Raw genomic sequence first — 11,437 nt, 5'->3', positions numbered from 1 at the left:
CGCACCTTCAGAACCCCGGCAATCCTGCCGTCAAGGCAAAATCGCTGGTCAGCACCGCTTTAGGGGAGGTACAGCAGGCGTTTCCCACATCCTCACGATGTGCAGGAATAGCACTTAGAGTCATTACTACTTTACATAATGTAGATTATCGGCGTTATGGCGGCAGGCTTAGAAGGAGCTGCGGGGACGCCCCTTAACTGCGGATTCGGCAGGACTTCTCGCAGCCGCAAGTTCCGGTGAGCGACGACAAAACGGCAACTCCGGGCGCTCACGAGTTGTCGCCCATGGTTTCCAGCGACGTCGTGGCAAACGATGAGCCGGGAGCTTTTGGTCGTTCCTTCACTGTTTTGCAAGGTCAGCCGGGAATGGCCGTTCGCCCCCGGATATCCGGGGCTTTCGCGGCGCGCCGACGATTGGCTTCACGCGGGCCAGCCAAGGTAACGTTTGGGTAACCGGTCCGCGCACACGCCTCGCGCAGCGCCCTCAATGCTTCTGCGTGTGCTATCACCCCAGGTGGCAGCGTCCTTGCGTTCGCAGACCGTGACCTTTCCGGGCAGGATCCGTCCCCAAGGACCGCCCGTTTCCGCACCCCCATGAAGAGGCTTTGTTTTCCATGCGCAGAAACAATCTGCTGGCCGCCGGCATGCTCTCGGTCCTACTCGCCACCTCGGCTTGTGGTTCCGTGACCGGCGTCCCCAACTCATCCGCACCATCTTCCGTCTCGGCCAACACCGGGGTTGAAGCGAGCTCCACACACGACAAATCGGCTGATGCGGTGGGTACCACCCAGCGCGCCGCCGCCGAAAAGGCCGAAGCAGCTGCCGCTGCCGAGAAGGCCCAGGCAGCTGAGAAAGCTCAGGAAGCCGAGAAAGCCCAGGCGGCGGACAAGGCTAAGGAAGCCGAGGCTGCCGCCGCGGCGGCAGCTGAAAAGAAGGCTGCTGAACCCAAGCCGTCCGGCACGCCGATGGCCGTTCCCGCACCTGCTGCTGCGCCTGCCGGTGGAGCGCCGGCGTCGAAGCCCGCTCCGGCGCCTGTCCTCCCGGCCTCGACCTCCGAGCGCATTGTCACCACCGCGTACACAACGGCGTACACGTGGCACGACAACACTCCGGCCGGCTCCGCCACCATCAGCCACCCGATCCTGCACAAGACTGCCGGCGGAACCGGCACCTACGCTGATCCGATCACCATCGCCGTGGGCCACTCCAAGGCCACTGGCCAGTCCGTGCTGGACTTCCCCGCCGGCACCCGGATCTACCTGCCCAGCGTGCGCCGCTACTTTATCGTCGAAGACACCTGCGGCGACGGCAACGATCCCCAGGGCGGCCCCTGCCACCAGGGCGTCAACGCCAACGGAACCAACTCCACCATCTGGATCGACATGTGGATCGGCGGCGCCAGCATGAGCGCGAGCGGCGCCGACAACTGCGCTGCCAAGGTCACGGACGTCAACACCGCTGTCTTCGATCCCGCGAGCAACTATGCCGTGGCTCCGGGGGCAGGCGTGATTCACGACGGCATCTGCGATGCCGGCTATGGCAACGCTCTTGTAAAGCAGTAACAACAAGGCGCCGGACGCAACCGGAGGCCATTCGGGGGTCGGCGAATTTTCGCCGGCCCCCGTTTTCGTGGGCCGGGACCGGCGAAGGACAATTCCCGTGGGCTGCCCAGCCAGCCCGTGCCATTGTCATATGCCCGGTGCTCACCAAGAATGAACCAATGACGGTCTACTTGCGCTCACTGGAAACTGCTGTTCCGCCCACCGTGCTGATCCAGACCGAGGCGCGGGACGTCTTCGCAGCTCAACCCGGCCTGACCAGGCTCGGTTCGCGCCTGGTGACTACGTGCTTTGACTCAGCGGCCATTGAAACCCGGCATACGGCAGTCGAGGAAATGACCATGGCGTTCCGGTCGGATGATCCGCAGTTCTTTGATCCCGCCACGGGCCTCCTGCTGAATCCATCCACCAAGGTGCGCAACGGGATCTTCGCCGAACAGGCCACTGCCCTTTTTATTGAGGCCGCACAGGCCGCCGTGGCCGCCTGTCCGGACCTGACCTTGCTTGACATAACTCACGTCATCACGGTCTCGTGCACCGGCTTCTTCAACCCCGGTCCCGACTACAAGATTGTCCGTGCGCTTGGTTTGGACCCCGCTGTCCAGCGGTACCACCTTGGTTTTATGGGCTGCTATGCAGCCTTCCCGGCGCTGCGGGCCGCCAAGTCGTTCTGCGAGGCAGATCCGCAGGCCGTGGTGCTGGTGGTCTGCGCCGAGCTGTGCTCCCTGCACGTACGGACCTCCAACGATCCGGACACCATCATGGGCTCCGCACTGTTCGCCGACGGTGCCGCTGCCGCCATCGTCACCGCACAAAACGCTCCGGAATCACCCGCCCTGCTCCGGCTGGACCACTTCGAAACCGTGCTCACTCCGGTGGGCGAGGAATCCATGGCCTGGAACATCGGCGATCACGGCTTCGAAATGGTCCTGGGCAACTACGTGCCGCACATTATTGACGACCACATCATCGGCGCCCTCGAACCGCTCCTGTCCCGCGATCAGTCGCTGCTCGGACTCCCCTACCGTGACATCCGCCACTGGGCCATTCATCCTGGTGGACGCAGCATCCTGGACAAAGTGCAATCGCGCCTGGAGCTTTCGGACGAGCAACTGGTCCCTGCCCGGGAGACGCTGCGGAGGTTCGGCAACATGAGCAGCGCCACCGTTCTGTTTGTGCTCAAGCACATCCTGGAACTGCCGGCGGAGGACGGCGATGACCGCATCTGCTCGATGGCCTTCGGGCCCGGACTCACCGTCGAAACAGGGCTCTTCACCAAGCTTCGCCAGGCCGGCGCGCCGCTCCCGCCGGCCGGGCAGAGCCAAGCCCGTCCCGGGTACCGGAGCCAGGCCTGGGCGTCGGCTGCTTCTCGGGCTTGAGCCGGCAATGCCGATGCGGCGGCGGGCTGGGGATGCGGTGGAACTCATGGACGCGCCCGACTGCGATCCCGCGAAACTGGAACGGACCTACCGGCAGTTCGCACTGGTCAACCGTCTTTTTGCCGGCTGGAGGCTGCTCTATGTCAAGGAACTGAGGCCGTTTCTCTCCCCCGACACCGTCACCACCGTCCTGGATATCGGCAGCGGCGGAGGTGATTTGGCCCGACTCCTCACCCTGTGGTCCCGGCGGGACAGGCTGAAAATCGATGTCACCGGCATAGACCCGGACAGCAGAGCCCACAGCTTCGCAGCCGCAACCGTCCACAGCCCCAACGTACGGTTCGTGCAGGCGGGAAGCGCCGGGTTGGTCCGCGAAGGGCAACAATTCGACGTCGTGATTTCCAACCATGTCATTCATCACCTGCAGCCGGCCGAGCTGGCCCGGTTCCTCAGCGATTCGCAGGCTCTGGCACGCCGGCTATGTCTGCACAACGACTTGCGCCGAAGCACGGCAGCGTACGCATTGTTCGCCCTTGCCGCCCTTCCCTTCCGCGGGTCCTTCATCCGCGCCGACGGCCTGGTATCGATCCGGCGCAGCTACACGCCCGTTGAACTGACCGCCGCCGCTCCCCCGGGCTGGCACGTCCAGCGCCACGCGCCCTTCCATCAGGTCCTCATTCATCGTCCGGCCCATCCCGATGACTGAGGTCATCATTGTGGGCGGAGGTCCGGTAGGCCTGTACCTCGCCGGTCTGCTGCTTCAGGCAGGGGTGGAGGTACGTGTGCTCGAACAGCGGCTCCGGCGTGAACGGCATTCCCGCGCCATCGGCATCCACCCGCCGGCCCTTGCGGCCCTGGACAAAGTGGGTGTGGCCGGCGCCCTGGTGCGTGCCGGCGTGCCGATCCGCAGCGGAACCGCGCTGAGCCGGGGACGGACCGTGGGGTCCATGTCCTTCGCCACCGTGTCAGACCGTTTTCCGTTTGTGCTGTCCCTCCCCCAGTTCGCGACCGAATCCATACTGGAACAGCGTGTCCAGGAACTCGATGCCTCCGCCCTCGTGCGGGGAGCCCGGGTGTCGGAAGTGATGCACGACGGCGGCCTGGTCACCGCGGCGATTGCAGCGCCGGTGGAGGGCGGCGCGGGCAGACGGGTCACCGCGCGCCTCCTCATCGCCGCGGACGGTGCCCGGTCTCCGGTGCGGAGCCTGCTGAATATCCCGGTAATCACAAAGACCTACCCGGACCACTACATCATGGGGGATTTCGCGGCAGGCGGTGACCACGGGCAGCAGGCCGTCCTGTACCTCGAAACCGGAGGGATCGTGGAGTCCTTTCCCCTTCCCGGCGGCCTTCGGCGGTGGGTGGTCCGCACCGGGCGCCCGGATCCCGGCGTGGACGCCGCCGGGCTGTCCCGGCTGGTTCACCAGCGCACCGGGGTCCGGCCTGACCCGGAAACCAACACCATGCTCAGCAGCTTCAGCCCGCGCTCGTCCCTGGCGTGCCGGCTGGTGGCGGGCCGTGCGGTGCTCGTCGGTGACGCGGCACATGAAATCAGCCCCATAGGCGGCCAGGGCATGAACCTGGGCTGGCTGGATGCGGCAGAGTTGGCACCCATTATCTGCGCTGCCCTGGCCGGCCGCCCGGTAGGCAGTGCTCTGCGTGCCTATGCTTCACGGCGGGGCAAAGCAGCCCGCCGCGCACGATGGCAGGCGGGGGCCAACATGGCCTTGGGACGCCCCCTGGCCCCGCCACTGCTGGGCCTGCGGAACGCGGCGCTTGGCACGGTGGCGGGCCTTCCGCCGGCCAACAGGCTGGTGGCCCGGCGGTTCACCATGCAATAACCGGCTGACAGGACCAACGTGGGGTCGGCAGCCGGCGGGTCAGGAATTCAGGTAGTAGCAGTCGTAACTGTCCTGGCTCACGATCAAGCCCTGGCGAACCTCAAACACCGATGACGTCCTGGCCCGAATCGTCTCGCCGGCATCCCAGTATTTCAAGTTCATCAGGACAGTTGCGGACCAATCCGCTTCCAGGACAACGCGGCCACCTTCGCAGGTTGTCCGCCGGACTTCGAACTTCTGGTTGGCCACCACCTCGCCGCTCTGGTCCGCGCCCGCAAGGACCTGCGCCTGCGTCCGGGTGGATCCTTCGGGAGCGAGCAGATGTGGCGCCTCGTCGAGGCGAAAGTCTTCCGAGAGGAAGCGCCGGATCGCCTGGCCGCCGCCTCCCGCCTCAAGGGTCCGGATAAAATCCAGGACGCATCCCAGGGCGGCGGATTCGGACGAAGTCAGTTCTGCCATGGCTCCGACACTAGCCCACCGGGCCGCCGCCACAGGTCTGCAGCCGGTTAGGCTTTCCCCATGATTGCCGTTTCGCCGCCCACTCCTTTCACGCCCGCGCAGCTCCGCGAGCGGGTCCAGCAGATCCTCGCTGCCGGCGTCGTGCCGCCCATCGTGCAGGCCGGCCATCCCGTGCTCCGGCAGCAGGCGGCGGCCTTTGCCGGCCAGATCAGTGATACCGAGCTCGAGCAGCTCATTGTGCTGATGCGCAATGTCATGCATGAGGCACCCGGCGTGGGACTTGCGGCCCCGCAGATTGGGATTCCGCTGCAGTTGGCGGTCGTGGAGGACCAGTTCGACGTCGACCCGGAGTCCGCCGCCATCCGGCACCGCATGCCGCTGGAATTCCTGGCCATCCTCAACCCGCGGTATGCGCCGGTGGGCCCGGAAACGGCGGCCTTCTTCGAAGGTTGCCTGTCGCTCAGCGGGCTGCAGGCCGTGGTGGTGCGCCATGAACGGGTGCTGCTCCGGTTTGTCGCTCCTGACGGCAGGGACATGGAACGGGAGTTCGCCGGCTGGCAGGCGCGGATTGTCCAGCACGAAACCGATCACCTGCAGGGCACCCTCTATGTGGACCGCGCGGAACTGAGGTCCTTGAGCAGCAACGCCGAGTACGCCGCCAACTGGGCTGAGCCGGGCATCGCCAAGGCCCGCGCCGGGCTGGGATTCCTGCCCGAACTTCACTGAACGATGAACCGCCTACCCGCTCGAAGCTTCGCCGGGATTCGCCGGTGTCGGGAGGAAGCGGGCCCACCAACGCAGGATGTGCTCGAACCGCTGCCGCCGGTGCCGCGGACGCCCTGACCTGGAGAGCTCATGGTCTTCGCCGGGGAATATCAAGAGCTCGGCCTCCGTCCCCTCCCGCTTCAAGGCCGCGTAGTAGCGCTGTCCCTGTTCCAACGGGCAGCGGAGATCATTTTCGCTGTGGATCACCAGGGTGGGTGTCTGCACCCTGGCGGCAAGTTTGAGCGGACTCCGGTTAGCCAGTGCATCGTCAGAGCTCCCCAGATATCCGGCTCCGAAGTACCAGCCAATGTCGGCCGCGCCCTCAAAGCTGACCGGGTCAAGGAATCCCCGCTCAACGATGGCGGCCGCGAACCGGTGATGGTGTGCGATGGTCCAAGCGGTAAGGTAACCGCCGTACGAGCCGCCCATGATGCCCAGCCGCCCGGCATCAAGGGCGGCATATTTCGCCAGGGCGCCGTCCAGGAACGCCAGCACATCCTGCATGTCCACCGTTCCGAACCTGCCCTTGATGGCCATCCCGTGATCCCGTCCATAACCTGCGGAACCCCGCGGATTGCACATCAGCACTGCATACCCGGCATCCACATACACCTGGGCCTCATCGAACAGGGCAACGGTGAACTGGGTAAACGGGCCCCCGTGGATGTTGAGCAGGACAGGGTGCGGCCCCTGGCCTGCCGGCCTCAGCACCCAGCCGTGCACGGGATAGCCGTCCGGCGCGTCAAAGGTGGCCTCCTGCGGCACGGTAATGTCCGTGCTGTTCCGCAGAGTGGCCGAGAAGTCCGTCAGGATCCTCAACTGTCCATCGTCCAGAGCTGCGAGGTCACCGCTGCTGGAGGGATCGGCGAACGACACGAACAGGGAGCCGCCGGCCCAGGCCGCCGCGGTCACTGCCCTGTCACCGTGCACCAGGAGCGCATGCTCGCCGGTGGCACCCAACTCCAGGAGTTCCACGGTGCCTTCCGCATTGTTTAGCACCAGGGCGCGGTCCGGACCGCGGAGTTCAATCCCGCTGCCCGGCGGGAGGACATCCATCATTTCCGGGTCCGTCAACGGAACCGGAACGCCGCCTCCAGTCGGCACGCAGAAGAGCACGGCGTTGCGCGCCACAAAGTCCATGCCGGATCCGCCAAGGTCCCGGGCAATGAAAAACAGCCATCGGCCATCCCTGGACTCCCGGACCTCCGCGATCGTCTGCCTGGCCGGACTCGCGAGGTCAAAGGCCACGGGCTCGCCTCCCGTGACCGGCAACCGGTAGATGGCAGTGGCCAGCCCGTCGGTGTCCGCCGGCGGCGCCGCCGTGAAATAGACCGCGGACCCGTCGGCGCTAAACGTTCCTGGACCGGTATCCGTGCTGAAGGAGGTGACCTTGCGGGAGTCGGGCACGGATGAGTCAGGCTCTCCTCCGAGTTCGGGGACCGCCACGAGGAACAGCTGCCGGGGCTTATCGCGGGTGTAGCCCGCACCGTTAAGCCTGTAATCGAGCGTGGTTACCAGCCGCGGCTCTTCCGCTTCCGGCGCGATGCCTGCCGCGGTGCCGTAACGCCCGGCCATGGGCTCGCGGGAGCTGAAGACTATTCGCTGCGAATCCGGGGACCACGAGAACGTCTCCACGCCCAGAAGCCTGTCGGTGATGACCTGCGGTTCGCCGCCGTCGGCCTCCACAACGCACAGCTGCGCCTTTGATGACGGTCCGTCGGCCCGGAGGAATGCCAGGACCAGTCCGTCCGGCGAGAATGCCGGCGCGGTGTCCCGGAAGCCCCTGGTGATGCGCCGCGGCAGCTTTTCCTGATCCAACGGGACAGTCCATAACTGCCCCACATAGGCATCGGCCTCCAGGTCCGGCCTCGTCACCGACACAACAGCGCGGGTTCCGTCGGGATGCGCTGCGGGCGGCGACACGGTATTGAGCAACGGCAGGTGTTCTGGCTTCATCCACGTGAGCCTAACCTGAGCCATGCGGGGCGGACAGCATCCCGGCGGCCGGAGGGACTCAACCGCCTAAGATAGGGGCTATGCCCTCCACCCCTGCCCCTCCCCTGCGCTGCCCGCTGTGCGGCGGAGAGCTGATGGTCCACCGCCCCACGGACGAAGGTTCCCGCCCACGGCTGGTGTGCGGTGCGGGCCACAGTTTTGATGCTGCCAGGCAGGGGTACTACAACCTGCTGGTGGGCAAGGGGACCGTCTTCGAAGCCGACACGGCGGACATGGTGGCGGCCCGGTTCAATTTCCTCGACGCCGGGCACTACCGTCCCTTGGCGGACGCGGTCTCGCAGGCCGTCCTGGCCCTCGTTCAGCCCGGACAGCCGTTTACTGTCCTCGATTCGGGAACCGGTACCGGCCACTACCTGCGGGCCGTGCTCGACGACGTCAGCCGGGTGGCCGGCGACGTCACCGCCGTCGCGCTGGACATCTCCAAATTCGCTCTGCGCCGCGCCGCGCGCCTGAACCCGGAAGCCATCAACCTCGTCTGCGACGTGTGGCAGCCGCTGCCTGTGGCCGACGCTGCCGCCGACGTCGTGACAGTCATCTTCGCACCCCGCAACGCGGGCGAATTCGCCCGCGTGCTGCGAGCGGATGGCCGGCTGGTCGTGGTGACACCGCGTGCCGGCCACTTGGCTTCGCTGGCCGCCGAAGCCGGCATGCTGGCCATCGAGGACCACAAGGATGCCAGGCTGGCAGAATCCCTGGCCGGCTTTTTTGTACCGGAGTCAGCCCGCGACGTTGATGTCCGGCTGAGGTTGACCCCGGGAGAGATGGCGGACCTGGCCTTCATGGGACCTGCCGGGCATCATCTGGACCGCGACGCACTTGCCGTCAAACTGGAAGCGAAGGAACCGGTGTCCGGCGTGGAAGCCCTGTTCAGGATCACCGTCTTCCGCCCTGCGGAGGGCGCCGCGTAACGACTTGGCCACGTTCCCGGCCCGCGTTCCTGGCCACCTGCCCCGGGGCTTTGGGGCGGACTAGGATAAATAGACAGCTACCGGATGGTCAAGGGGGACGGAATGTTTGAATGGCTCGGTGAAAACTGGTGGGCCCTGTGGCTCACGGCCTTCCTTGCGTTCGCGGTGATCGAGATGATCACCCTTGACCTGTTCTTCATTATGCTCGGCGGCGGGACGCTCGCTGCCATCGTTGCCGATTTTGCCGGTGCTGACCTGTGGCTGCAGATCGTGGTCTTCTGTGTGGTGTCCCTGCTGATGATCGCTTTCGTCCGCCCGGTGGCCCTCAGCCACCTCAAGAAGGGCCCCGCCGAACAGCGGACTAATGTGGACCGGCTGATCGGCGAGCAGGCGCTCGTGATGGAGGCAGTCAGCTCCACCGGCGGCCTGGTCAAGATCGGCGGCGATGTGTGGAGCGCCAGGTCCGCCGGCGCGGTATTGCCCGCAGGCCAGAAGGCAGTGGTTTCCGCCATCGAAGGAGCCACCGCCGTTGTCACGGCACCGCAGGAGCACACAGACCAGCCGTAGTCAGCGTCACGAAGAGTGTTGGATACAGCCTAATAATTGGGGTTAAGGAGATGTATGGATAACGCAGGAGGAGTCGCCTTAGCCATTGTGCTGGTGGTCCTGATCGTATTCGTGATAATTGTTCTGGTCCGCTCGGTGCGGATCATTCCGCAGGCGAGGGCCGGCGTCGTGGAACGCCTCGGAAAATACCAGCGCACGCTCAACCCGGGACTCACCATCCTGATTCCGTTTGTGGACCGGCTCCTGCCGCTGCTGGACCTCCGGGAACAGGTCGTCTCCTTCCCGCCACAGCCGGTCATCACCGAAGACAACCTGGTGGTCTCCATCGACACCGTGGTCTACTTCCAGGTCACTGATCCGCGGGCGGCCACTTACGAAATCGCCAACTACATCCAGGCTGTGGAACAGCTCACCACAACCACCCTTCGTAACGTGGTGGGTGGCCTGAACCTCGAAGAGGCCCTGACCTCCCGCGACCAGATCAACGGTCAGCTTCGCGGCGTCCTCGATGAGGCCACCGGCCGCTGGGGAATCCGCGTCTCGCGCGTCGAACTGAAGGCCATTGACCCGCCCCACTCAATCCAGGACTCCATGGAGAAGCAGATGCGGGCCGAACGCGACCGCCGCGCCGCCATCCTCACCGCGGAGGGAACCAAGCAGTCAGCCATCCTCACCGCCGAGGGCCAGCGGCAGGCTTCGATCCTCGCAGCTGAAGGCGACGCCAAGGCCGCCATTCTCCGGGCCGACGGCGAGGCGCAAGCCATCCAGAAAGTCTTCGACGCCATCCACAAGGGAAACCCGGATCAGAAACTGCTGGCCTACCAGTACCTGCAGACCCTGCCGAAGCTTGCCGAAGGCTCCTCCAACAAACTGTGGATCATTCCCAGCGAAGTCGGGGAAGCGCTCAAGGGCATCGGCAACGCGCTGGGCGGCACCAATCCTGATCCGCGCTCCGGCGGCCTCTTCGACGAGGAACCCGCCCAACAGCCCTGAGCCCGGCTCGGAACGCTGCGGACCGGGGGCCGCGCCGCCTCACAGGTGGCGCGGCCCCTGAACGCCTACCGGGCTTCCCCGCCATGTTTGCTGACAGGCTCACCTGCCGGTATAATTGAGTGTTTGTCCGGGCGGACCAGATCCGCTGGAACAAGAACGCTGCGCAATGCGTTGAATCTATTGATGCAACACAGCGCACAGAGTAGTCCGGGGCGGTTAAAATGCACCGGCTTGCGTGGGGCCCTAGCTCCGCGAACCGACCAGAGGGAGAAAACATGAGCGATCGCAGCCTGCGGGGTATGCGCCTTGGTGCGCAAAGCATGGAGACCGAGTCCGGCGTGGAGCCGGCCCCGCGTCAGCGTGTGGAATACCGGTGCGAGGACGGCGAGCAGGTTTTCGTCACGTTCTCTTCAGAGGCTGAAATTCCTCCTGTGTGGGTTTCCAAGACCGGCAAGGAAGCGCTCCTGGTAGACGGCGAACGCCCCGACACCAGCAACGAAAAAGCCGTCCGTACCCACTGGGACATGCTCCTGGAACGGCGTTCGCTCCCGGAGCTCGAGCAGATTCTCGAGGACCGGCTGACCATCCTGCGTGAACGACGCGGTGAACGGCGCAGCGCCTGACCCACTGGCGGTTACAGCCCCTCTTTGACCGGGGGCACACTGAATTGATCGATAAGGCCGGCCCGGCAACGCTTGATGGCGTTGCCGGGCCGGCCTTTTCGTCGCGTCACACCGGTCGCAGACCGGCATAGCCGCCGCGAACCGGGCGTCTGCTAGGGCGTGTCTCCCAAATAGGCTGACCGCCGGCTGGAAAACTTGGGGGCGTGTCTCGTTTCCAAGTCTTTACCGATGATCAGTGGGCCCGCGTTGAGCCGTTGCTGCCCAGTTCCGACGGCCAGCGCGGTCGCCCGTTCCGGAACCACCGCCAAGTCGTGGAGGGCATCGCTTA

At 65.5% G+C, this 11,437-nt stretch carries 12 protein-coding genes; 10 read left to right on the top strand and 2 right to left on the bottom strand.

The window, feature by feature from the left end; all coding sequences use genetic code 11:
• Positions 1–613: 613 nt before the first annotated feature.
• From PY310_RS20775 to PY310_RS20760, 4 genes are all read left to right on the top strand, one after another.
• Positions 614–1,561: a hypothetical protein gene (locus tag PY310_RS20775; protein WP_275216512.1), complete on the top strand. Its 948-nt coding sequence runs from the start codon at positions 614–616 to the stop codon at positions 1,559–1,561.
• A gap of 158 nt (positions 1,562–1,719) precedes the next feature.
• Positions 1,720–2,937 (top strand): type III polyketide synthase, encoded by a 1,218-nt coding sequence (locus tag PY310_RS20770; RefSeq protein ID WP_275216511.1) that lies wholly within the window; start codon positions 1,720–1,722, stop codon positions 2,935–2,937.
• A gap of 46 nt (positions 2,938–2,983) precedes the next feature.
• Positions 2,984–3,643 carry a class I SAM-dependent methyltransferase gene (locus PY310_RS20765; protein ID WP_419095532.1) on the top strand — a complete coding sequence of 220 codons (660 nt, stop codon included), beginning with the start codon at positions 2,984–2,986 and terminating at the stop codon, positions 3,641–3,643.
• Entirely contained in the window at positions 3,636–4,778 is a 1,143-nt protein-coding gene (locus PY310_RS20760) for an FAD-dependent oxidoreductase (protein ID WP_275216508.1), read from the top strand. The genes PY310_RS20765 and PY310_RS20760 overlap by 8 nt, the downstream gene beginning before the upstream one ends.
• Positions 4,779–4,817: 39 nt before the next feature.
• Here the strand turns inward: PY310_RS20760 and PY310_RS20755 are convergent, their stop codons facing one another.
• The gene (locus PY310_RS20755) at positions 4,818–5,237 is read right to left on the bottom strand and encodes a nuclear transport factor 2 family protein (RefSeq protein ID WP_275216506.1); all 420 of its coding nucleotides are present in this window, start codon (positions 5,235–5,237) and stop codon (positions 4,818–4,820) included.
• A gap of 60 nt (positions 5,238–5,297) precedes the next feature.
• On the opposite strand from PY310_RS20755, the gene PY310_RS20750 reads away from it, so the two are divergent.
• Complete coding sequence (locus PY310_RS20750; RefSeq protein WP_275216505.1) at positions 5,298–5,963, top strand: peptide deformylase; 666 nt, start codon at positions 5,298–5,300, stop codon at positions 5,961–5,963.
• 12 nt (positions 5,964–5,975) lie between these two features.
• Here the strand turns inward: PY310_RS20750 and PY310_RS20745 are convergent, their stop codons facing one another.
• A complete protein-coding gene (locus tag PY310_RS20745; protein WP_275216503.1) occupies positions 5,976–7,958 on the bottom strand; it encodes a S9 family peptidase in 1,983 nt (660 codons plus the stop codon).
• Between the two features lie 80 nt (positions 7,959–8,038).
• Here PY310_RS20745 and PY310_RS20740 point away from each other — a divergent pair, with 80 nt between their 5' ends.
• The 5 genes from PY310_RS20740 to PY310_RS21745 form a co-directional block, all read left to right on the top strand.
• Positions 8,039–8,926 carry a putative RNA methyltransferase gene (locus PY310_RS20740; RefSeq protein WP_275216501.1) on the top strand — a complete coding sequence of 296 codons (888 nt, stop codon included), beginning with the start codon at positions 8,039–8,041 and terminating at the stop codon, positions 8,924–8,926.
• A gap of 102 nt (positions 8,927–9,028) precedes the next feature.
• Positions 9,029–9,493, top strand: a complete 465-nt coding sequence (locus tag PY310_RS20735) for an NfeD family protein (RefSeq protein WP_275216499.1) — start codon at positions 9,029–9,031, stop codon at positions 9,491–9,493.
• Positions 9,494–9,547: 54 nt separating this feature from the next.
• Positions 9,548–10,486 (top strand): SPFH domain-containing protein, encoded by a 939-nt coding sequence (locus PY310_RS20730; protein ID WP_275216498.1) that lies wholly within the window; start codon positions 9,548–9,550, stop codon positions 10,484–10,486.
• Between the two features lie 275 nt (positions 10,487–10,761).
• On the top strand, positions 10,762–11,109 hold the full coding sequence (locus PY310_RS20725; RefSeq protein WP_003802221.1) for an RNA polymerase-binding protein RbpA: 348 nt from the start codon (positions 10,762–10,764) through the stop codon (positions 11,107–11,109).
• A 203-nt stretch (positions 11,110–11,312) separates the two neighbouring features.
• On the top strand, positions 11,313–11,437 hold a 125-nt coding region (locus tag PY310_RS21745; RefSeq protein ID WP_419095499.1), incomplete at its 3' end, for a transposase.

This window comes from Pseudarthrobacter naphthalenicus (assembly GCF_029076445.1).
Taxonomy (GTDB): domain Bacteria; phylum Actinomycetota; class Actinomycetes; order Actinomycetales; family Micrococcaceae; genus Arthrobacter; species Arthrobacter naphthalenicus.
Note: the sequence above shows the minus strand (reverse complement) of the source record. Positions and strands in the feature narration are given on the sequence as shown.

Excerpts from the sequence above, each read along its gene's own strand:
- PY310_RS20775 (WP_275216512.1), top strand. The coding sequence starts at position 614 with ATGCGCAGAAACAATCTGCTGGCCGCCGGCATGCTCTCGGTCCTACTC.
- PY310_RS20770 (WP_275216511.1), top strand. The coding sequence starts at position 1,720 with ATGACGGTCTACTTGCGCTCACTGGAAACTGCTGTTCCGCCCACCGTG.
- PY310_RS20765 (WP_419095532.1), top strand. The coding sequence starts at position 2,984 with ATGGACGCGCCCGACTGCGATCCCGCGAAACTGGAACGGACCTACCGG.
- PY310_RS20760 (WP_275216508.1), top strand. The coding sequence starts at position 3,636 with ATGACTGAGGTCATCATTGTGGGCGGAGGTCCGGTAGGCCTGTACCTC.
- PY310_RS20755 (WP_275216506.1), bottom strand. The coding sequence starts at position 5,237 with ATGGCAGAACTGACTTCGTCCGAATCCGCCGCCCTGGGATGCGTCCTG.
- PY310_RS20750 (WP_275216505.1), top strand. The coding sequence starts at position 5,298 with ATGATTGCCGTTTCGCCGCCCACTCCTTTCACGCCCGCGCAGCTCCGC.
- PY310_RS20745 (WP_275216503.1), bottom strand. The coding sequence starts at position 7,958 with ATGAAGCCAGAACACCTGCCGTTGCTCAATACCGTGTCGCCGCCCGCA.
- PY310_RS20740 (WP_275216501.1), top strand. The coding sequence starts at position 8,039 with ATGCCCTCCACCCCTGCCCCTCCCCTGCGCTGCCCGCTGTGCGGCGGA.
- PY310_RS20735 (WP_275216499.1), top strand. The coding sequence starts at position 9,029 with ATGTTTGAATGGCTCGGTGAAAACTGGTGGGCCCTGTGGCTCACGGCC.
- PY310_RS20730 (WP_275216498.1), top strand. The coding sequence starts at position 9,548 with ATGGATAACGCAGGAGGAGTCGCCTTAGCCATTGTGCTGGTGGTCCTG.
- PY310_RS20725 (WP_003802221.1), top strand. The coding sequence starts at position 10,762 with ATGAGCGATCGCAGCCTGCGGGGTATGCGCCTTGGTGCGCAAAGCATG.